The sequence below is a fragment of the Aeromicrobium sp. HA genome, from assembly GCF_027171405.1.
Lineage (GTDB): Bacteria > Actinomycetota > Actinomycetes > Propionibacteriales > Nocardioidaceae > Aeromicrobium > Aeromicrobium tamlense.
In genome coordinates this window covers 1,619,228-1,640,190 of the sequence record NZ_CP114372.1, presented here as the reverse complement: position 1 = coordinate 1,640,190, position 20,963 = coordinate 1,619,228, and the positions used below count along the sequence as shown (strand labels likewise).

Genomic DNA, 20,963 nt, shown 5'->3' with positions numbered 1-20,963 from the left:
TCTACCAGCCGGAGCTGACATCGCTCACACCCCGGCGGCGGCGCGCAGGGCGTCGGCGCGGTCGGTGCTCTCCCACGGCAGGCCGGGGCGGCCGAAGTGACCGTAGGCGGCCGTCTCGGCGTAGATCGGGCGCAGCAGGTCGAGGTCGCGGACGATCGCGGCGGGGCGCAGGTCGAAGACCTCGAGGACCGCCTGACGGATCGTGTCCACGGGGACGACCTCGGTGCCGAACGTGTCGACGTAGAAGCCGACCGGGTGGGCCACGCCGATCGCGTACGCGACCTGGACCTCGGCCTTGGTGGCCAGGCCCGAGGCGACGATGTTCTTGGCGACCCAGCGCATCGCGTAGGCGGCCGAGCGGTCGACCTTGCTCGGATCCTTGCCGCTGAAGGCGCCGCCGCCGTGACGGGCGTAGCCACCGTAGGTGTCGACGATGATCTTGCGGCCGGTCAGGCCCGCGTCGCCCATGGGGCCGCCGATGACGAACTTGCCCGTGGGGTTGATGTGCGACTTGTAGCTCGACGCGTCGATGTCGTACTGGCTCAGCACCTCGTCGATGACGTGCTTCTTCAGGTCGGACGGGAGCTGGTGCTCGAGGTCGACGCCCTCCTCGTGCTGCGTGGAGATGACGATCGCCTCGACGCGGACGGGCTTGTCGTCGTCGTCGTACTCGATGGTGACCTGGGTCTTGCCGTCGGGACGCAGGTACGGGAGCGTGCCGTCCTTGCGGACCTTGGTGAGCTGCTCGGAGAGGCGGTGCGCGATCGTGATCGGCAGCGGCATGAGCTCGGGGGTCTCGTCGCAGGCGAAGCCGAACATGAGGCCCTGGTCGCCGGCGCCCTGGAGGTCGAGCGGGTCGGTGGCGCCGCCGAGGCGGGCCTCCTCGGCCTTGTCGACGCCCTGCGCGATGTCGGGCGACTGCGCGTCGAGGGTGACCTGCACCGCGCAGGACTCGCCGTCGAAGCCCTTCGTCGAGGAGTCGTAGCCGATCTCGAGCACCCGGTCACGCGCGATCCGCGCGATGTCGGCGTACGCCTCGGTGGTGACCTCGCCGCCGACGAGCACGAGGCCCGTGGTCACGAACGTCTCCGCGGCGACGCGGCTCTTCGGGTCCTGCGCGAGGAGGGCGTCGAGGATGCTGTCGCTGATCTGGTCGGCGATCTTGTCCGGGTGACCCTCGGTCACGGACTCCGAGGTGAAAAGACGGCTCACGGTTACCTCTCTGGCTGATGGACTACGACGTGCTGGACGTCGTGACGACTGTAGTGGGCGGGTGGTGACGGGGCCCGTTCATTCCACGCGTTGGACGACCGCGTCCCAGATCGCGTGGGCGATCTCGGCCTTCGCTGCGCGGGGCACCGGGTGCTCGGCACCCTCGGCCGTGAGGATCGTGACCTCGTTGTCGGGCTGGCCGAACGTGCGCTCGGAGCCGACGTCGTTGACGACCAGCAGGTCGCAGCCCTTGCGCGCCATCTTGGCGCGGGCGTGGTCGAGGACCGACCCGTTGGCGTCGCCGGTCTCGGCAGCGAACCCGACGATCACGGGCGAGCGACCGGAACGGGTGCGCACGAGCTCGACGAGGATGTCGGGGTTCTCGGTGAGCTCGATCGTGGGGGCGACGCCGTCGGCCTGCTTCTTGATCTTGGCGTCGGCGAAGGCGGTGGGCCGGAAGTCGGCCGGGGCGGCGGCCATGACGACGGCGTCGGCGGACTCGGCGGCCTTGAGCACGGCCTCGCGGAGCTCGGCGGTGGTGACGACGCGGACGACGTCGACGCCCGCGGGCACGGGGACCGAGACGTTGGCGGCGACCAGGGTGACGGTGGCGCCGCGGGCGAGCGCCGCCTCGGCGAGGGCGATGCCCTGGCGGCCGGACGAGCGGTTGCCGAGGAACCGGACCGGGTCGAGGAACTCGCGGGTGCCGCCGGCCGAGACGACCACGTGCTGGCCGGCGAGGTCGTGCGGGCGACCCTGGAGGACCTGCTGGCAGATCGCGAAGATCGCGTCGGGCTCGGGCAGCCGGCCCGGGCCGGTGTCGGCGCCGGTGAGACGGCCCGAGTCGGGCTCGATCACCAGGACGCCGCGATCGCGCAGCGTGGCGACGTTGGCGACCGTGGCGGGGTGCTCCCACATCTCGGTGTGCATGGCCGGGGCCATGACCACCGGACAGCGGGCGGTGAGCAGCGTGTTCGTGAGCAGATCGTCGGCCAGGCCGTGCGCGGCGCGCGCCAGCGTGTTGGCCGTGGCCGGGACGACCACCACGAGGTCGGCCGTCTGGCCGAGCTTCACGTGGGGCACCTCGGGGACGTTCTCGAAGACCCCCGTCTGCACGGGGTTCCCGGAGAGGGCCTCCCACGTGGGGGCGCCGACGAACTCCAGCGCCGACTCGGTGGGCACGACGCGGACGTCGTGCCCCGCCTCGGTGAAGAGTCGCAGCAGCAGCGCCGCCTTGTAGGCGGCGACGCCGCCGGTGACCCCGAGGACGATGCGACTCATCGCCGGAAGGCTCAGGCCTCGGTGGGGGTCTCGGTCGCGACGGCGTCGGCCGGCACGTCCTCGACGGTCAGCAGGCCGGCGTTGATCTCGCGCAGCGCGATCGACAGCGGCTTCTCCTGGACCTCGGTCTCCAGCAGGGGGCCGACGTACTCGAGCAGGCCCTCGCCCAGCTGGGAGTAGTAGGCGTTGATCTGGCGGGCGCGCTTGGCGCTGTAGAGGACCAGCTTGTACTTGGAGTCCGCCTTCTCGAGCAGGTCGTCGATCGGCGGGTTGGTGATGCCTTCGGCGGCAGAACGTGTCGTGGACACTCAGAATCTCCAGAAGTTTCGAGGTTCACCCGGCAGGGTCGGCTGGCGGGCGTGATCTGAACAAGTCTACCAACTCGCGCCCCGCTTCCTCGACTTCGGTGTTGACGATGGTGGTGTCGAACTCCGACACCGCCGCCAGCTCCTCGCGCGCGGTGGCCAGGCGGCGCTCGCGCTCGGCCTCGGTCTCGGTGCCGCGTCCGACGAGGCGGCTGACCAGCTCGTCCCAGCTGGGCGGGGCCAGGAAGACGAGGTAGGCCTCGGGCAGGGCCTCGCGCACCTGACGGGCGCCCTGCAGGTCGATCTCGAGCAGCACCGACTCCCCCTGCGCCAGCTTCCTCTCCACGGGCGCGCGCGGGGTGCCGTAGCGGTTGACGCCGTGGACGGTGGCCCACTCGAGCAGGCCGTCGTTGTCGACGAGCCGGTCGAACTCCTCAGGCGAGACGAAGTGGTAGTGCGTGCCGTCGACCTCGCCGGGGCGCGGCGGGCGCGTGGTCGCCGACACCGACATGGCGATCTCGGGGTGGTGCTCGCGGATCCAGGCCGCGACGGTGCCCTTGCCGACCGCGGTGGGTCCGGCGAGGACGATGAGCCGGCCGCGCTCAGCCACGGCGACTGATCTCGGCCACGAGCCCCTTGGCCTGGTTGGTGCCCAGGCCGCGCAGGCGCCGGCTCTCGGCGATGTTCAGCTCGGCCATGATCTGCTGCGCGGTGAGCTTGCCGATGCCGGGGATGCTCTGGAGCAGGTCGAGGACCTTGATCTTGGCGACGGCCTCGTTGCGCTTGGCCTCGGCCAGCACGTCGGCGATGCTGGCGCCGGAGTGCCGCAGGCGGTTCTTCACCTCGGCGCGCACCTGGCGCGCGGCGGCGGCCTTGGCCAGCGCCGCTCGGCGCTGCTCGTCGGTCAGTTCGGGAAGTGCCATGGTCTCCTCACTTCTTCGACAGGTCGATGCCGCACTCGTCGTGCACGTGCTCGACCACGTCCTCGCGTTCGGCCTTGGTGTCGTTGAAGGCCTCGTGGGCGGCGGTGATCTGGTCGATGTCCTGCTTGGACAGCGCGTTCACCTTCACCTCGTCCTTCATGTCCTCCAGCGCCAGGCCGGACGTGCGGTGCGCGATGACGACCTTCTTGGTCGACACGGCGATCGACTTCCACTCCTTCTTCACGTCGGCCGGCGCGACGCGCGAGATCTTCGTCGTGACGTCGGCGTAGGTGGAGAAGGCGGCGTCGCTCTGCTCGCCGAAGGTGGCCAGCGGCTCGCGCCCCGCGTCGACCGCGTCGCAGTACGGTCCCCCGCCGGAGCAGCCCGCCAGGGTCGCGAGACCGAGGACCACGGACAGCAGCAGGGAGGGTCGTCGCACCCCGACAGGTTACTAGCGCGAGCCCTCGCTCCTGCGGTCCGTGCGCCGCGTGTATCAGCGCGTCCTCTTCCTGCCTCGTCTCGGATGTGCGCACAATGAACTTCGTGACCAGTGAGAAGTCACCCGAACCAGCAGCTCCCGACGAGGGCCCGTGGATTCGCTCCGGCGAGGCCTTCGCCCGCTGGCGTGACGGGGACCGTGGAGCGATCGACGACCTCGTCCGGGAGATGACCCCCGTGCTGTGGCACGTCGTGCGGGCGTACCGCCTCGACGAGGACGTCTGCGAGGACGTCATCCAGTTCACCTGGCTGACCCTCGTGCGCAAGGCCGACGCCGTGGAGAACCCCCGCGCGGTGTCGTCCTGGCTCATCATCACGGCCCGGCGCCAGGCGTGGCGGGTCGCCTCACGGAACCGGCGCGAGGACCCGGCCGACGACGAGCTGCTCGCTCCCGTCCTGCCCAGCTCCCCCGCCGCCGAGTCCGAGGCGGTCGAGGCCGACGAGAGCCACCGGCTGTGGTCGGCGGTCGCCCAGCTCAACGAGCGCTGTCAGCGCCTGCTGCGGGTGATCGCCTTCGACGACCGTCCCGACTACCAGCACATCTCCGAGGACCTGGGCATGCCCGTGGGCAGCATCGGACCGACGCGTCGGCGCTGCCTCGAGAAGCTCAAGGCCGTCATCTCCGGCGAGGGGGCCACGTCATGACCGAGCGCGATCCGATCTTCACCGATCTGCGAGCGATGTACGAGGACCTCGATCCGCCGCCGGCCCACCTGGCCGACGCCATGATCGCGGCCATCGCCGCCGAGAACCTCGACGCCGACTACGAGCTGCTGAGCCTGTTGGGTCGCAGCACCGAGCTGGTGGGCACCCGGGGCTCGGGCGTCATCACCATCGAGTTCTCCCACGACGAGACGTCCATCCTGCTGCGCGTGGCCGAGGTCGACGAGACCACCCGCCGCGTGGACGGCTGGGTCACCGGCGCCGGCGCCAGCCACGCCCGCCTCACCGCAGGCGACCAGACCTGGACCGCCGACGTCACCGACGGCCGGTTCGAGTTCGAGTCGCTGCCCGCCGGGCTGATCCGCATCTACTTCTCGGGTGACACCGAGCTCGCCACCCCCACCTTCGAGATCTGAGGACCCACATGGCCCCCGAGAACAACGACGAGCGTCGCGTCCCGAGGCTGGAGCAGTTCGACGAGTGGACCCGTCACCGCTCCGTCGCCGAGGAGCAGGGGCGACTGCTCGCCGCGGAGTCCGGCGCGCAGGTCGACGGCGTCCGCGCCAACGCCACCGCCTACCTCAGCACCCGCCTGCTGATCTCCACCCTGATCGACGTCGAGGCCGCGATCGAGGTGCTGCGCGAGGCGGCTCGGCCCTTCGACTGGACCGTCGAGGAGGATCCCGACTACCCCCGCATCACGCTGGAGGAGTCCGAGGAGGAGCGTCGCAGCCGGGTCGAGCGCTACCCGTGGGCCACCGGCTCTCTCGGTCTGGCCCGGGTGATCATCGCCGCGACGCAGAACTCCCCCACCCGTCCGCCGGACGCGTGGACCCTGCTTCAGGCGGCGCGTGCCAGCAACCCCGAGGGTGACCTCCTGCGGGGCATCGGTCTCGACCACGTCCTCACGACCTCCCCGTTGACCCGGGGCAACCCCCTGACGCGGGGCAATCCGCTCACCCGGGGGAACCCGCTCACGCGCGGCAATCCGCTCACGCGCGGCAATCCGCTCACGCGGGGGAACTCCTTCGCGATCGAGTCCTACGCCGACCAGGGCAGCGGTGGTCGTCAGCCGGTGGCCTTCGTGGGGCCTGCTCCGGTGCGCAGTCCCGACGACCCCGACGCTCCGCGCCGGCCGCGGATCGGCGTGGTCGACACCGGCTGCGGCGAGCACACCTGGTTCACGTCCGCGGTCCACGACGGCTCCGGCCTGCTGGAGGGCGCGACGATCGGCCGGACCGACGCCGAGAGCGACCCCGAGCGGGTCGGCGACGTGTCCGGGCCGCTCGACGGCTCACTCGACGAGGCGTCGGGACACGGCACCTTCATCGTGGGACTGCTTCACCAGGGCGCTCCCGACGCCGACATCCACTGGTGGCGGCTGCTCGACTCCGACGGCACGACGCCCGAGTCCGACCTGGCCACGGTGCTCATGCAGATCGCGAAGCTCGTGCGGCTGGGCGACGAGAAGGGACTGGCGCTCGACGTCCTGAATCTCTCGTTCGGCTACTACCACGAGACGCCGGTGGACCACCTCTTCGATCCCACGCTCTACGAGATCCTCGCGGCGATCGGCCGCACGGGCACCGTGGTCGTGTGCTCGGCGGGCAACGACGCCACCACGCGCCCGATGTTCCCGGCCGCCTTCGCGCCCTGGGACGGTGCGGAGCAGATCGTGAAGCACGATCCGCGCAGCACGCCGATCGTCGCGGTGGGGGCGCTGAACCCGAACCTCGTGACCGACGCGCTGTACTCGAACGCCGGCCCCTGGATCAGCGTGCACCGGCCAGGATCCTCGCTCGTCAGCACCATGCCGGCGTTCCAGGGTGGGCTGGAGCCGGTGGCCCGCATCCGCCACGGTCAGCGCGACCGCGAGGCGATCGATCCGGACGACTTCCGCGGGGGCTTCGCGGTGTGGAGCGGCACCTCGTTCGCGGCTCCCGTGTACGCCGCCGAGCTGGCTCGAAGGATCGGTCGACACCTTCCGGCGCCCGACGCCCCGGCCCTGTCGTCGGAGAAGATCGTGGAGCAGAACACCGCAATCGTGGCCAAGCTGGCAGACGCTCGACCATGATGAAGGCATGCTCGCCGCGCAGGAACTCCATCGCCGGGGCCTCGAGCACCTTCATCAGTGGCGCTTCGCATCGGCCCGCCGGGAGTTCCGCCGTGCGCTGACGCGCGATCCCTCGGACGAGCTCCGCGCGCGGATCCTCGTCAGTCTGGCCCTGGTCGTCGCCGAGCTGGGTGAGCCGGACGCGGGCCTGGAGCTCTGCGCGGAGGCGCACGCGACCGGGGTCGACTCCCCCGAGATCACCGCCCTGATCACGAGCCAGGAGGCGGCGCTGCACCAGCGGCGCGGTGAGTACGAGCGGTCGCTCGCGCTGTACGAGCAGTCGATCGACGACCTCCCCGACGGCTCGCTCGAGCTCGCGAACAGCCTGAACGACCTCGGGGTGGTGCGCCTGAGGGTGGGTGACTTCGCCGCCGCGGAGGCCGACTTCGCCCGCACCGCCGCGGCCTTCGAGGAGCTCGGGGACGCGATCGGGCACGCCACGGCGCTGCACAACCGCGGATATGCCGCGATGCGGCGCTGGGACCTCGCGGCGGCCCTGCGCCTCATGGAGGAGGCGCGACCGGTGCTGGCGGAGGGCTCGCAGGTCGGGCTCGCTCTCGTCGACCAGGACCGTGCGGAGGCGCTGATCCACGCGGGCATGTCGAGTGAGGCCGTCCCGCTGCTCACCTCGAGCGCCGCGATCCTCGGTCGACACCGCCACCACCAGATGCGGGCGGAGTGCGAGTTCGTCGCGGCCAGGGCGATGCTCGCCACCGACCCGCAGCGGGCGCTGCGTCTGGCCCGGCGCACCGCCCAGCGCCTGCGCCGGATCGGCAGCGAGTCCTGGGCCCTGCGCACCGAGGTGGTCGTCGCCGTCGCCGAGGCACGTCTGGCTCCGGTGTCGTCGGCGTGGCTCGAGCGCACGGACCGGCTTGCGGGCGACCTGCGGGGCCACCACCTGGACCACGAGGCTCAGCTCCTCGACCTGAACGCGGCCCGCGCGGCCACGGGCATCGGCGAGGTCGACGTCGCTCTCGCGCGGCTCGAGCGCGGCCGCACAAGCGAGACCGACTCGCTCACGGAGCGGCTCCTCGAACGCGCGGCACTGTGCGATCTCGAGCTCGCGGCGGACAGGAGCTCCGAGGCGCTCGTGCACCTGCGCACCGGCCTCGACCTCCTGCACGACTGGCAGTCGTCGTTCGGCAGTCTCGACATGATGAGCTCGGTCGTCGGCCACGGCCGTGGCCTCGCGACGACCGGGATCCGCATCGCGCTGGCGGACGGCGATCCCGAGGTCGTGTTCGAGTGGTCGGAGAGGGCGCGAGCGCTCACGTCGCGGGTCGTGCCGGTACGGCCGCCCCGCGACGACCGAGCGGCGGCCGACCTCATGGAGATCCGCACCCTCACCGTCACCGAGCCCGAGCCCGGCACCGCGGAAGCCCGCCGGCTCGCCGAGCTGCGCGAGCGGGTTCGTCGGCGGGCCTGGCTCGACGCGGGGTCCGGTGAGGTGCACCAGATCAGCGATCTCGAGGACGTCGAACGCGCGCTCGGTGCCGATACCGCCCTCGTCAGCTACCTCTGGGACGGCGACGCCCGCCTGCTCGCGCTCGTCGTGACCGACGCCGTGCGCCAACTCGTGGACCTCGGTCCGTCCGCACCACTCGTTCGCGTGCTCGCGGGTCTGCGTGCCGACCTGGACGTCAACGCCAGCGTGCTCGGCGACGCGATGGCTCGGGTCGTGCGCCTCGGCCTCGAACGGCGCCTGGCCGACGTTGCTGCCGCGCTCGTGCAGCCGGTGCTCGACCTGATCGGTGACCGGCGGGTCGTCCTGGCGCAAGCCGGCATCCTCGCCGGTGTCCCGTGGTCGATGCTGCCCGGGCTGGTCGGACGTCCCGTCACCGTCGCCTCGGGCGCCACTCGCTGGCTCGCCGTCCGCGGGCTGCCCCAGCCTCGCTCCGCCGGCCTCGTGGCAGGACCGGGCGTACCGCGCGCGATCGAGGAGGTCAAGCAGTCGGCAGCGCGCTGGCCGGGCGCGGTCGCTCTCACCGACGGCGACGCGACCGTCGCGGGAACCCTCGAGCTCGCCGGACGGGTGGACCTCCTGCACGTGTCGGCTCACGGCCGTCACGCCGTGGAGAACCCGCTCTTCTCCGGGCTGCTCCTCGCCGACGGCCCCCTGTTCGGGTACGACCTCGACCAGCTGGCCGAGGTGCCCGAGGTCGTCGTCCTCTCGGCGTGCGAGGTGGGTCGCTCGACGCAGCGCTGGGCCGAGGAGTCGCTCGGCATGGTCAACGCGTGGCTGCACGCCGGCGCACGATGCGTGATCGCCTCGCCCGCGGCGGTGGCGGACGACGAGGCCTGTGAGGTCCTGCAGGACGTGCACCGTCTCATGGCCGCCGGCACTCCCCCGGCCGTGGCCCTCGCCGAGGCCACCGCCGACCGGCCGACCTCGTTCGTCAGCTTCGGCGCCGGCTGGTGACGGCTGGCGTCAGAGCAGGGACAGGGCGTCGTTGGTGGCGGCGGCCGCGGCGCGCAGGGCGGTGACGTCCGGTCCCTTGGACAGGACGTCGCGCGAGGTGCTCGGGACGATCTGGTCGGTGACGGTGCCGAAGAGGCGGCGCAGGTCGTCGACCGTGCCGCCCTGGGCGCCGTAGCCCGGGACCAGGATCGGTCCGTTGAACTCGAGGCGCTGGGTGTCCAGGTGCGCCACGGTGGCGCCGATGACGGCGCCGAACGACCCCATCGGGTCGGCGCCCTCGTTGGCGTGGCCCAGCTCGACCAGGACCTCGTCGCCCACCGACATGCCGGAGGACGTCGTGGCGGCCTGGTAGCGGATCGCCTCCGGGTTGGAGGTGAACGCGAGCACGAACACGCCCGCGTCGTTCTTCTCCGCGGCGGCGAAGAACGGCGTCAGCGAGCCGAAGCCCAGGTACGGGCTCACGGTGATCGCGTCGGCCGCCATCGGGGCGTCGTCGTCGAGGTAGGCGTCGGCGTAGGCGCCGGCGGTGGAGCCGATGTCGCCGCGCTTCACGTCGAGGATCGTCAGCGTGCCGGTGTGCCGCAGGTCCTGGAGCGTGCGCTCCAGGATCGCGACGCCGGCCGCGCCGAACCGCTCGAAGAACGCCGACTGCGGCTTCACGAACGCCACCTTGCCGGCGAACGCCTCGACGCACGTGGCGGCGAAGCGGTCGAGCCCGTCGACCGAGTCCTCCAGCCCCCACTCCTCCAGGAGGTGGGCGTGGGGGTCGATGCCGACGCACAGCGGACCGTACGCCTGCATCGCCACGTGGGCGCGGCTGCCGAAGCTCATCGCGCGACCGTCTCCGCCCAGGACTGCAGCGGCCGCACGCCGATGCTGCCGGCGATCTCGGCCTCGATGCCCTGCACCGCGGCGGCGAGCGCCTGCACGGTGGTGAGGCACGGGATGCCCTCGGCCACCGCGGCCGTGCGGATCTCGTAGCCGTCGACGCGCGCGTTGGCGCCGCTGGAGAGGCCGTGCGGGGTGTTGACGATCAGCTGGACCTCGCGGTCGTTGATCTTCTGCACGACGGTGCTGCCCTGCGAGCCCTCCTCGTGGAGCTTGCGCAGCACCGTGGCCTGCACGCCGTTGCGCTGCAGCACCTCGGCGGTGCCGCTCGTGGCGAGGATCTCGAAGCCGAGGTCGGCCAGGCGCTTGATCGGGAAGATCATGTGGCGCTTGTCGCGGTTGGCCACCGAGACGAAGACCGTGCCCGAGGTGGGCAGGCCGTTCTGAGCACCCGAGGCCGACTGGCTCTTGGCGAACGCCGAGCCGAACGACGCGTCGATGCCCATGACCTCGCCCGTCGAGCGCATCTCGGGACCGAGCAGCGTGTCGACATATCGACCGTCGTAGGTGCGGAACCGGTTGAACGGCATCACCGCCTCCTTGACCGCGATGGGCGCGGTGGCCGGCAGCCGGCCCCCGTCCCCCTCGGCGGGCAGGACGCCGGCCGCGCGCAGGTCGGCGATCGACTCGCCGAGCATGAGGCGCGCGGCGGCCTTCGCCAGCGGCGTGGCCGTGGCCTTCGAGACGAACGGCACGGTGCGCGACGCGCGCGGGTTGGCCTCGAGCACGTAGACCGTGTCGGAGCTCAGCGCGAACTGGATGTTGATCAGTCCGTGCACGCCGACGCCGCGGGCGATCGCCTCGGTGGACGCGCGGATCTTGTCGATCTCGAGGCTGCCGAGCGTGATCGGCGGCAGCGCGCAGGCCGAGTCGCCGGAGTGGACGCCGGCCTCCTCGATGTGCTCCATGACGCCGCCGAGGAACAGCTCCTCGCCATCGAACAGCGCGTCGACGTCGATCTCGACCGCGTCGTCGAGGAAGCGGTCGACCAGCACCGGCCGGTCGGGCGAGATCTCGGTGGCGTTCTCGATGTAGGTCGAGAGCGACTCCTCGTCGTAGACGATCTCCATGCCGCGGCCGCCGAGCACGTACGAGGGGCGCACGAGCACGGGGTAGCCGATCTCGTCGGCGATCTGCTTCGCGCCCTCGAACGTGGTGGCGGTGCCGTGCTTCGGCGCCGGTAGACCCGCGGCGGTGAGCACGCGGCCGAAGGCGCCACGCTCCTCGGCGAGGTCGATCGCCTCGGGCTGGGTGCCGACGATCGGGACGCCGGCGGCCTTCAGGCCCGCGGCCAGACCGAGCGGCGTCTGGCCGCCGAGCTGCACGACGACGCCCGCGACGGGTCCGGCCTGCTGCTCGGCGTGCACGACCTCGAGCACGTCCTCCAGCGTGAGCGGCTCGAAGTAGAGCCGGTCGCTGGTGTCGTAGTCGGTGGAGACGGTCTCGGGGTTGCAGTTGACCATGACGGTCTCGTAGCCCGCCTCGGACAGCGCGAGCGACGCGTGCACGCACGAGTAGTCGAACTCGATGCCCTGGCCGATGCGGTTCGGGCCCGAGCCCAGGATGATGACGGCCTCGCGCTCGCGCGGCTCGACCTCGGTCTCCTCGTCGTAGGACGAGTAGTGGTACGGGGTCTTGGCCGAGAACTCGGCGGCGCACGTGTCCACGGTCTTGTAGACGGGACGGACGCCCAGCGCGTGCCGGACGCCGCGGACGACGTCCTCGGACAGGCCGCGGATCCGGCCGATCTGCGCGTCGGAGAAGCCGTGGCGCTTGGCGTGCTGGAGCAGCTCGGGCGTGAGGCGCTCGGCGGCGGTGAGCTCGGCGGCGACCTCGTTGAGCAGCGCGAGCTGGTCGACGAACCACGGGTCGATCGCGGTGGCCTCGAAGACCTCCTCGGGCGTCGCCCCGGCACGCAGCGCGTCCATGACCTCGCGCAGGCGGCCGTCGTGCGGCACCGACGCCGACTTCAGGAGCGCCTCCTTGTCGAGGTCGACCCATTCGCGCTCCCACGAGAACACGGCATCGGGACGCTCGAGCGAGCGCAGCGACTTCTGCAGCGCCTCGGTGAAGTTGCGGCCGATGGCCATCGCCTCGCCGACCGACTTCATGTGCGTGGTCAGCGTGGCGTCGGCGGCCGGGAACTTCTCGAACGCGAACCGCGGGACCTTGACGACGACGTAGTCGAGCGTGGGCTCGAAGCTCGCCGGAGTCTCCTGCGTGATGTCGTTCGGGATCTCGTCGAGGGTGTAGCCGATGGCGACCTTCGCGGCGATCTTGGCGATCGGGAAGCCGGTGGCCTTCGACGCCAGCGCCGACGAGCGCGAGACGCGCGGGTTCATCTCGATGACGACGATGCGGCCGTCGACCGGGTTGACCGCGAACTGGATGTTGCAGCCGCCGGTGTCGACGCCGACCTCGCGGATGACGCCGATCGAGATGTCGCGCAGACGCTGGTACTCGACGTCGGTCAGCGTCATCGCCGGGGCGACGGTGATCGAGTCACCGGTGTGGACGCCCATCGGGTCGAGGTTCTCGATGGAGCAGACGATCACCACGTTGTCGGCGGTGTCGCGCATGACCTCGAGCTCGTACTCCTTCCAACCGAGGATCGACTCCTCCAGGAGGACCTCGGTGGTGGGGCTCAGCGCCAGGCCGGAGCCGGCGATGCGCAGCAGGTCGTCGTGGTCGTACGCCAGGCCCGAGCCCGAGCCGCCCATCGTGAACGAGGGCCGCACGACGACCGGGTAGCCGCCGAGCGTCTCGACGCCGGCCTCGCACTCCTCCATCGTGTGGCAGATGACCGAGCGGGCCACCTCGGCGCCCCACTCCTTCGGCAGGTCCTCGACGATCGCCTTGAAGGTCTCGCGGTTCTCGCCCTTCTCGATCGCGTCGATGGACGCGCCGATCAGCTCGACGCCGTACTTCTCCAGGATCCCCGCCGCGTCCAGCTGCATGGCGCAGTTGAGCGCGGTCTGGCCGCCCAAGGTGGCCAGCAGCGCGTCGGGGCGCTCGGCGGCGATGACCTTCTCGACGTACTCGGGGGTGATCGGCTCGACGTAGGTCGCGTCGGCGAACTCCGGGTCGGTCATGATCGTGGCCGGGTTGGAGTTCACCAGGACGACGCGGATGCCCTCCTCGCGCAGCACGCGGCAGGCCTGCGTTCCCGAGTAGTCGAACTCGCACGCCTGGCCGATGACGATCGGGCCGGACCCGATGACCAGGACGGACTCGATGTCAGTGCGCTTCGGCACGGGCTGCCTCCATGAGGTCGGTGAAGCGGTCGAAGAGGTAGCCGGCGTCGTGCGGACCCGCGGCGGCCTCGGGGTGGTACTGGACGCTGAACCCGGGGCGGTCCAGCAGGGCGATGCCCTCGACGACGTCGTCGTTCAGGCACACGTGGGTGACCCGGGCCGGGCCGTAGGGCGTCTCGAAGTCCTCGTCGAGGGGCGCGTCGACGGCAAAGCCGTGGTTGTGCGCCGTGATCTCGACCTTGCCGGTGGTGCGGTCCTGCACGGGCTGGTTGACGCCGCGGTGGCCGTACTTGAGCTTGTAGGTCCCACGGCCGAGCGCACGGCCGAAGATCTGGTTGCCCAGGCAGATGCCGAAGTAGGGTGTGCCGCGCTCGAGGACGCCCTGCACGAGCTCGACCTGGTGGTCGGCGGTGGCGGGGTCGCCGGGGCCGTTCGACATGAACACGCCGTCGGGGTTCAGCTCGAGCACCTCGTCGAGCGTGGAGGTCGCGGGCAGCACGTGCACCTCGATGCCGCGCTGCGCCATCAGCCTGGGGGTCATGCCCTTGATGCCGAGGTCGAGCGCGACGACCGTGTACTTCTTGTCGCCCTCGGCCGGCACGACGTGCGCCTCGGGGACGGTGACGTCGGCGAGGTAGTTCGACCCGGTCATCTCGGGAGCGGCCGTGACCTGCGCCAGCAGCTCCTCGGCGTCGAGCTCGGTGCTGATGCCGGCCCGCATCGAGCCGCGCTCGCGCAGGTGACGCGTGAGGGCGCGGGTGTCGATGCCGCTGATGCCGACGACGCCGCTGTCGGTGAGGAGGTCGTCGAGGCTGCGGTCGGCGCGCCAGTTCGAGCGCTGGCGGGCGGGGTCGCGCACGACGTATCCGTCGACCCACACCTGCCGGGACTCGAAGTCCTCGGCGTTCGCGCCGGTGTTGCCGACGTGCGGGGCCGTCATCACGACGATCTGGCCGCGGTACGAGGGGTCGGTGAGCGTCTCCTGGTAGCCGGTCATGCCGGTGTTGAAGACGATCTCGGCCACGGTGGTGCCGGTGGCGCCGTAGGAGCGGCCGCGGAACGTGCGACCGTCCTCGAGGACCAGGATGGCGGGGGGATGCGTCACTGACCGATTCCTTCCACGAGATGTCCGTCCAGGACGGTGGCCTTCCCGGCGAGGAACGTCGCGACCACGCGGCCCGGCAGCTCCCGTCCGGCATAGGGGGTGTTGCGCGACAGGCTGGCCGTGTCGGCGGGTTCGATCGTACGCGTGGCCGCCGGGTCGTAGAGCACCACGTGGGCCGGTTCGCCGACCGCCAGCGGGCGGCCGTGATGTGCGACACGCCCGATGCGCGCCGGGGTGGCGCTCATGACCTCGGCGACGCGCTCCCAGCTGAGGGCGCCGGTGTCGACCATCGTCTGCTGGACGATCGACAGGGCGGTCTCGAGACCGATCATCCCGAAGGCGGCGGCACCCCACTCGCACTCCTTGTCCTCCATGGGGTGCGGGGCGTGGTCGGTGGCGACGATGTCGATCGTGCCGTCGGCCAGACCCTCCCGGACGGCGAGGACGTCGTCCTTGCTGCGCAGCGGCGGGTTGACCTTGTAGATCGGGTCGTAGCTGCGCACCAGCTCGTCGTCGAGCAGCAGGTGGTGGGGCGTGACCTCGGCGGTGACGTCGATGCCGCGGCTCTTGGCCCAGCGCACGATCTCGACCGAGCCGCGCGTGGACAGGTGGCACACGTGCAGGCGGCTGCCGACGTGCTCGGCGAGCAGGACGTCGCGGGCGATGATCGCCTCCTCGGCGACCGCGGGCCATCCGGTGAGGCCGAGCTCGCCCGACAGCGGGCCCTCGTTCATCTGCGCGCCCTCGGTGAGGCGCGGCTCCTGGGCGTGCTGGGCGATGACGCCGTCGAACGCCTTCACGTACTCCAGCGCCCGACGCATGAGGACGGCGTCGCTCACGCACTTGCCGTCGTCGCTGAACACGCGGACCTGGGCGGCCGAGTCGGCCATCGCGCCTAGCTCGGAGAGCCGCTCCCCCTCCAGGCCGACGGTGACGGCGCCGATGGGCTGCACGTCGGCGAAGCCGTGCTCGCGGCCGAGGCGCCAGACCTGCTCGACGACGCCGGCCGTGTCGGCGACGGGCTCGGTGTTGGCCATCGCGAACACGCACGTGAAGCCGCCGCGGGCGGCGGCCTGGGTGCCGGTGCGGACGGTCTCGGCGTCCTCGCGGCCGGGCTCGCGCAGGTGGGTGTGCAGGTCGACGAGGCCGGGCAGCGCGATCAGGCCAGTGGCGTCGACCGTCTCGTCACCGGACAGGTCGGCTCCGATCGCGGTGATGACCCCGTCCTCGATGAGGATGTCGGCGGTCTCCGCGCCCAGGACCCGGGCGCCCTTGATGACCGTGCTCATGCGTTCTCTCCTTCAGTGGCTCCACCGAGGAGCAGGTACAGGACTGCCATCCGCACGGCCACGCCGTTGGTGACCTGCTCGACGATGACGGAGCGGTCGCTGTCGGCGACGTCGGCGTTGATCTCCATGCCCCGGTTCATGGGTCCGGGGTGCAGGACGATCGCGTGGTCGGGCAGCCGGTTCATGCGGGCGACGTCGAGCCCGTAGCGACGGCTGTACTCGCGGGCGCTGGGGAAGAACGAGGCGTTCATCCGCTCGCGCTGGACGCGCAGCATCATGACGGCGTCGGCCTTCTCCAGGCTCGCGTCGAGGTCGTAGGAGGTCTCGACCGGCCAGGACTCGACGCCGACCGGAAGCAGCGTGGGCGGGGCCACGAGCGTGACGTTCGCGCCGAGCGTGTCGAGCAGCAGCGCGTTCGAGCGGGCGACGCGGCTGTGCAGGACGTCGCCGACGATCGTGACGTTCTTGCCCGCGAGGTCGCCCAGGCGCGAGCGCATCGTGAACGCGTCGAGGAGGGCCTGCGTGGGGTGCTCGTGCGTGCCGTCGCCGGCGTTGACGACCGCGCCGCGCGTCCACTCGGAGGTGGCGAGGCGGTGAGGTGCGCCGGAGGCGTGGTGGCGGATGACCACCGCGTCGGCGCCCATGGCCTGAAGCGTCAGCGCCGTGTCCTTCAGGCTCTCGCCCTTGCTGACGCTCGAGCCCTTGGCGCTGAAGTTGATGACGTCGGCCGAGAGGCGCTTCGCGGCGGCCTCGAAGCTGATGCGCGTGCGGGTGGAGTCCTCGAAGAAGAGGTTGACGATCGTGCGGCCGCGCAGGGTGGGCAGCTTCTTGATAGGGCGCTGGGCGACGCTGAGCAGCTCCTCGGCGGTGTCGAGGATGCGCACCGCCTCGTCGCGGGTCAGGTCGCCGGCGCTGAGGAGGTGCTTCACGCGTCGCTCCCCTCGATCGTGACCGAGTCGTCGGTGCCGTCCGTGTCACCGAGCCGCACGCGGACCTTCTCGGTCTTGGAGGTCGGGAGGTTCTTGCCGACGAAGTCGGCGCGGATCGGCAGCTCGCGGTGGCCGCGGTCGACCAGGACGGCCAGCTGCACGGCCTTCGGGCGACCGAGGTCGCTGAGCGCGTCGAGTGCGGCCCGGATCGTGCGGCCGCTCATGAGCACGTCGTCGACCAGGACGACGACGCGCCCGTCGATGTCCTCGGGGACGTTGGTGTGCTCCAGCGCGCGCGGGGCCTTCAGGCGCAGGTCGTCGCGGTACATCGTGACGTCGAGCGCGCCCGGCTCGATGGTGGTCCCCTCGACCTCGGCCATCTTCGCGGCGATCCGCTCGGCGAGCTCGACTCCGCGGGTGGGGATCCCGAGGATGACGACACCTTCGGCGTCGCGATTCTTCTCGAGGATCTCGTGGGTGATGCGTGTCAGCGCACGCGAGACATCGGTGGCATCCATGACGGTGCTCAAGCCGACCTCCTTCTCCGCCTCACAGGACGGTGGTTAAAGGATGGTTCGGGGCGACTTTATCAGTGGGCGACGTTCGGCTCTGCGCACGGTCCGCGCGCCGGACGGGGCCCGGGGGACGAGTCTTTCTACCTCTCGGTCGCTGGGGCGACATCTTCGTACCAAGATGTCGGCGCGAGCGCGACGACGCCTGCCGCCAGGCCGGTGGCCAACAGCAGGTAGACGGTCAAGAAGGTCGCTCCACCGTCCACGACCGATGCGAAGGCCCACGCGAGGGACGCGAGCGACGTCACCGCCCACACCCACCGCGTACGCCCCAGCCGTCCGACCCGCAGCCCGGACAGACCGAGCAGAGCCGCCAAGAGACCAAGTCCTGATCCGAGGGCGGTCACCAGCACGAACGCGGCGTTGACCTCCGACTCGAAGACCACGCCCCCGAGGACCTGCCGGTCGCTCGACGCGTAGGCGACGGCACAGAGGATCATCCAGACGGCGAGGACGAAGCCCGAGAGCGCCGCGACGACCATGGCTGCTCTCGCGCCCCACGAAGGGAGTGTCGGGCCTGTTGCGTGCATCCGTCGAGGGTGGCAGGCCGGAAGCGCGCACCGCAGGTGAACGCCGAGGTGCGCTAGAACGAGACATGCGCACCTTCGAGATCCGACCGATCGGTGTCGTCCGGAACCACCGGACGGACGTGCAGCACTCCGATCAGTGGGGCGCGGTCCACAGCACGATCACCGTCGACGAGCGGTTCGGGGAGGCCTGCCTCCAAGGGCTCGAGAGCTTCTCCCACGTGGAGGTGCTGTTCGTGTTCGACCAGTTCGACGAGCCCAGCGAGCCCGGTGAGCCGCAGCCGTACCGCGGGCGCGCCGACCTCCCGACCATGGGGATCTTCGCGGGGCGCGGGCCACGACGGCCGAACCGGATCGGCGTGACCTGCTGCCGCATCGATGCGGTCGACGGACGCGAGCTCACCGTGGTCGGCCTGGACGCCGTGGACGGCACGCCCGTGATCGACCTCAAGCCGACGATGGTCGAGTTCGTGCCGACCGACGCGCGTCAGCCGGCGTGGGTCAGCGCGTTCATGTCCGAGTACTTCGACGACTGAGCGTCAGAGCTCGCCGAGCAGCTTCTTCCAGAACGGCCGCCACCGCTCGCGATCCTCGGCGGAGCCGAGGGCTGCGTGCTGGACGGCCACCCGGTCCGCGGAGATGTCGACGTTCACCGACGATCCGTCGGCGAGCTTGGCGCGCCAGTAGCGCCACTTCTCGGTGGACCTCACCCGCGGCTCGGCCGCGAGGGCCACGCCGTCGAACTCCTCGCGGCCCGAGACGACCGCGCACCACCGCTCGAGCAGCTCGTCGAGCGACCCGACCACCTTCTTCGAGGCCGTCACGGCGTGGTCCCCCGCCGCCAGCTGGCCCTTCTCGCGCAGGCCGTGCTGGTGCCCGTACTCGATCGCGATGGTCTGGGACCACCAGCCGTCGTTGAACGGCTTGCCGTTGCCGGCGTGCGTCGTGATGCCGAGATCGTGCACCCGCTGCAGCGCGAGCCGCGCGATCTCGGCATGAGGCACGGTCAGCGCCCCCTGCGCGGTGAGCCACGCGTCCCAGTCGGTCCAGTCGGTTCCGGTCGCCGTGGAGATGCTCGCCGCCTTCGATGCCATGGGGACGAGCCTGCCATCAACCGCGGCCGATGATGCCCGCTTCTCGAGCGGCGGCCACCGCGGCGGTGCGCGAGCTGACGCCTAGCTTCGGGTAGATGTGCGCGAGGTGGGACTTCACGGTGGTCTCGCTCAGGTGCAGCCGCTGGGCGATGTCGGTGTTGCTGTGGCCGGCGGCGACGAGGCTCAGCACCTCCAGCTCGCGCGCGCTCAGCGACGTGTGGGGCCGCTGCATGCGGGCGAGCAGGCGCGTCGCCACCGAGGGCGACAGCGCGGTCTGGCCCGCGGCGGCGGCGTGGATCGCGGCGGTGATCTCCTCGGGCGCGGCGTCCTTCAGCAGGTAGCCCGCGGCACCCGCCTCGATCGCCTCGATGATGTCGGCGTCGGTGTCGAAGTTGGTCAGCACGAGCACCGCGGGTGGGTCGGGCAGCGCGCGGATCTCGCGGGTCGCGGCCGCGCCCTCGAACACGCGCTGGAACTGCAGGTCCATCAGCACCACGTCGGGCCGCGCGCGCCGCGCCTCGGTGACGGCCTCGGCGGTGGTGCCCACCGCGCCGATGACCTCGATCTGCGGATCGGTCTCGAACAGCGCGGACAGGCCCGTCCGCATGAGCGGATGGTCGTCGACGATCAGGACGCGCACGCTCATGGGCTCACCGCGAAGCTCGCCACGACGCTCGTGCCCCGGCCGGACTGGGACTCCACGACCACCCGTCCCCCGAGGTCGGCCGCACGCTCCTGCATCGCGGCCAGCCCGAACGACCGGGACGCTCCGTCGCGGGTGGACAGGGTCTCCGCGTCGAAGCCCACCCCGTCGTCGACCACGTCGAGGATGATCTCGTCGTCCAGGCGAGTGAGCGTCAGGTCGACGCGCTCGGCCTGCGCGTGCTGGATGACGTTGGCCATCGCGCCCTGGGCGATCCGCAGCAACGCGGTCTCCACCGGCGTCGGCACGGCCCGCCCGTCGGAGGGCACGTCGACCTCGACACGCAGGCCGGTCGTCTCGCGGGTCTGCTCCCCCAGCCGCTCCAGCGCGTCGCCGATGCCGCCGTCCCGCAGGGCCGGAGGCGTGAGGGCGTGGATGAACTCGCGGGTCTCGGCCAGCGCCTCCGCGGCCGCCTCGCGTGCCTGCTCGAGCCGCTCGCGCCCCTTCGGCGTTCCGGGATCGCTGCGCTGGGCGGCGTGCAGCAGCATGATGACGCTCGACAGCGACTGCGAGACGGTGTCGTGGATCTCGCGCGCGAGCCGCTCCCGCTCGGCCACGACCCCGGCGGCGTGCTCCGCGATCGCCAGCTGGTCGCGGGTGCGCGTCAGCTCCTCGATGAGCCGCTGCCGACGGGTCACCTCGCGGTTCAGTGCCTCATAGCCCAGTCCGATGACGATGGCGACGCCTGCGCCGAGGGCAGGGCCGATGATGCCCGCGACGTCGAACCCGCGGTGCAGCCCGAACGCGCCGACGGCGACGATCGTGGCGACCACCACCGCCACGATGCCGCGCACCGTGCCGAGCAGTCGCAGGTAGAGGAAGAACAGCGCGAAGGCCAGGTAGGTGGCCTCCACGCTCCACGCCAGCAGCACGAGCCACTCGACGGTCAGGGCGCCGACCCACCACCAGCCCCACCGGCCGGGCTCGGGCAGCGCGCCGTCGGGCCAGACGCCCACGACGTACGTGGCGGCGAACAGGATCGCCAGGGCGATCACCGCGATGCTCTCGGCTCGCGTGCCGTCGGCGGAGGTCAGCACCAGCACCGTGAGCAGGGCGCCCACCAGCAGGTGCAGGGACAGCGAGAGCCACGCCGAGATCGAGCCGATCCCCCGGCGTCCGTCGTGCGATCTCACGCCCACATCACGGCTCCAGTCTAGACGTCACGGTTCTCGCGGGCGTCGTACGAAA

Annotated in this window: 21 protein-coding genes; 5 read left to right on the top strand and 16 right to left on the bottom strand. The window is 71.3% G+C overall.

The window, feature by feature from the left end:
• Positions 1-24: 24 nt before the first annotated feature.
• From metK to O3S82_RS07995, 6 genes are all read right to left on the bottom strand, one after another.
• The gene (metK, locus tag O3S82_RS08020; protein WP_179424501.1) at positions 25-1,212 is read right to left on the bottom strand and encodes a methionine adenosyltransferase; all 1,188 of its coding nucleotides are present in this window, start codon (positions 1,210-1,212) and stop codon (positions 25-27) included.
• A gap of 78 nt (positions 1,213-1,290) precedes the next feature.
• Positions 1,291-2,493 (bottom strand): bifunctional phosphopantothenoylcysteine decarboxylase/phosphopantothenate--cysteine ligase CoaBC, encoded by a 1,203-nt coding sequence (gene coaBC, locus O3S82_RS08015; protein ID WP_179424502.1) that lies wholly within the window; start codon positions 2,491-2,493, stop codon positions 1,291-1,293.
• Positions 2,494-2,504: 11 nt separating this feature from the next.
• Entirely contained in the window at positions 2,505-2,801 is a 297-nt protein-coding gene (gene rpoZ, locus O3S82_RS08010; RefSeq protein ID WP_179424503.1) for a DNA-directed RNA polymerase subunit omega, read from the bottom strand.
• Positions 2,802-2,826: 25 nt separating this feature from the next.
• Entirely contained in the window at positions 2,827-3,408 is a 582-nt protein-coding gene (gene gmk / locus O3S82_RS08005) for a guanylate kinase (RefSeq protein WP_179424504.1), read from the bottom strand.
• The gene (mihF, locus tag O3S82_RS08000) at positions 3,401-3,721 is read right to left on the bottom strand and encodes an integration host factor, actinobacterial type (RefSeq protein WP_179424505.1); all 321 of its coding nucleotides are present in this window, start codon (positions 3,719-3,721) and stop codon (positions 3,401-3,403) included. Before mihF ends, gmk begins: the two co-directional genes overlap by 8 nt.
• A gap of 7 nt (positions 3,722-3,728) precedes the next feature.
• The gene (locus O3S82_RS07995; protein ID WP_179424506.1) at positions 3,729-4,160 is read right to left on the bottom strand and encodes a hypothetical protein; all 432 of its coding nucleotides are present in this window, start codon (positions 4,158-4,160) and stop codon (positions 3,729-3,731) included.
• Between the two features lie 104 nt (positions 4,161-4,264).
• Between O3S82_RS07995 and O3S82_RS07990 the strand changes: the two genes are divergently transcribed.
• Genes O3S82_RS07990 through O3S82_RS07975 form a run of 4 tightly spaced genes read left to right on the top strand, consistent with a single transcriptional unit; the run spans position 4,265 to position 9,414 of the window.
• Positions 4,265-4,864 (top strand): RNA polymerase sigma factor, encoded by a 600-nt coding sequence (locus O3S82_RS07990; protein WP_269306845.1) that lies wholly within the window; start codon positions 4,265-4,267, stop codon positions 4,862-4,864.
• Positions 4,861-5,298 carry a hypothetical protein gene (locus O3S82_RS07985; protein ID WP_179424508.1) on the top strand — a complete coding sequence of 146 codons (438 nt, stop codon included), beginning with the start codon at positions 4,861-4,863 and terminating at the stop codon, positions 5,296-5,298. Before O3S82_RS07990 ends, O3S82_RS07985 begins: the two co-directional genes overlap by 4 nt.
• An 8-nt stretch (positions 5,299-5,306) precedes the next feature.
• Positions 5,307-6,956, top strand: coding sequence for a S8/S53 family peptidase (locus O3S82_RS07980; protein ID WP_179424509.1), 1,650 nt, complete (start codon positions 5,307-5,309; stop codon positions 6,954-6,956).
• A gap of 7 nt (positions 6,957-6,963) precedes the next feature.
• Complete coding sequence (locus O3S82_RS07975; RefSeq protein ID WP_269306842.1) at positions 6,964-9,414, top strand: CHAT domain-containing protein; 2,451 nt, start codon at positions 6,964-6,966, stop codon at positions 9,412-9,414.
• Between the two features lie 9 nt (positions 9,415-9,423).
• Here O3S82_RS07975 and pyrF read toward each other — a convergent pair whose 3' ends face one another.
• The 7 genes from pyrF to O3S82_RS07940 form a co-directional block, all read right to left on the bottom strand.
• Complete coding sequence (gene pyrF / locus O3S82_RS07970) at positions 9,424-10,245, bottom strand: orotidine-5'-phosphate decarboxylase (protein WP_179424511.1); 822 nt, start codon at positions 10,243-10,245, stop codon at positions 9,424-9,426.
• Entirely contained in the window at positions 10,242-13,556 is a 3,315-nt protein-coding gene (gene carB / locus O3S82_RS07965; protein WP_179424512.1) for a carbamoyl-phosphate synthase large subunit, read from the bottom strand. Before carB ends, pyrF begins: the two co-directional genes overlap by 4 nt.
• On the bottom strand, positions 13,540-14,661 hold the full coding sequence (gene carA, locus O3S82_RS07960) for a glutamine-hydrolyzing carbamoyl-phosphate synthase small subunit (protein ID WP_179424513.1): 1,122 nt from the start codon (positions 14,659-14,661) through the stop codon (positions 13,540-13,542). Before carA ends, carB begins: the two co-directional genes overlap by 17 nt.
• Entirely contained in the window at positions 14,658-15,950 is a 1,293-nt protein-coding gene (locus O3S82_RS07955; protein ID WP_269306839.1) for a dihydroorotase, read from the bottom strand. Before O3S82_RS07955 ends, carA begins: the two co-directional genes overlap by 4 nt.
• A complete protein-coding gene (locus O3S82_RS07950; RefSeq protein WP_179424515.1) occupies positions 15,947-16,879 on the bottom strand; it encodes an aspartate carbamoyltransferase catalytic subunit in 933 nt (310 codons plus the stop codon). Before O3S82_RS07950 ends, O3S82_RS07955 begins: the two co-directional genes overlap by 4 nt.
• Positions 16,876-17,409 (bottom strand): bifunctional pyr operon transcriptional regulator/uracil phosphoribosyltransferase PyrR, encoded by a 534-nt coding sequence (gene pyrR / locus O3S82_RS07945; protein WP_269306837.1) that lies wholly within the window; start codon positions 17,407-17,409, stop codon positions 16,876-16,878. The genes O3S82_RS07950 and pyrR overlap by 4 nt, the downstream gene beginning before the upstream one ends.
• Before the next feature lie 125 nt (positions 17,410-17,534).
• Positions 17,535-17,933: a hypothetical protein gene (locus tag O3S82_RS07940; protein ID WP_269306835.1), complete on the bottom strand. Its 399-nt coding sequence runs from the start codon at positions 17,931-17,933 to the stop codon at positions 17,535-17,537.
• 113 nt (positions 17,934-18,046) lie between these two features.
• On the opposite strand from O3S82_RS07940, the gene O3S82_RS07935 reads away from it, so the two are divergent.
• Positions 18,047-18,514, top strand: a complete 468-nt coding sequence (locus O3S82_RS07935) for an SAM-dependent methyltransferase (RefSeq protein WP_179424517.1) — start codon at positions 18,047-18,049, stop codon at positions 18,512-18,514.
• A gap of 3 nt (positions 18,515-18,517) precedes the next feature.
• On the opposite strand, the gene O3S82_RS07930 is transcribed toward O3S82_RS07935, so the two are convergent.
• The 3 genes from O3S82_RS07930 to O3S82_RS07920 are packed head-to-tail and all read right to left on the bottom strand — an operon-like array spanning position 18,518 to position 20,908.
• Entirely contained in the window at positions 18,518-19,072 is a 555-nt protein-coding gene (locus O3S82_RS07930) for a hypothetical protein (protein WP_269306833.1), read from the bottom strand.
• Positions 19,073-19,088: 16 nt separating this feature from the next.
• The gene (locus O3S82_RS07925; protein WP_269306831.1) at positions 19,089-19,718 is read right to left on the bottom strand and encodes a response regulator; all 630 of its coding nucleotides are present in this window, start codon (positions 19,716-19,718) and stop codon (positions 19,089-19,091) included.
• The gene (locus tag O3S82_RS07920) at positions 19,715-20,908 is read right to left on the bottom strand and encodes a sensor histidine kinase (RefSeq protein ID WP_269306829.1); all 1,194 of its coding nucleotides are present in this window, start codon (positions 20,906-20,908) and stop codon (positions 19,715-19,717) included. Before O3S82_RS07920 ends, O3S82_RS07925 begins: the two co-directional genes overlap by 4 nt.
• Positions 20,909-20,963 lie beyond the last annotated feature (55 nt).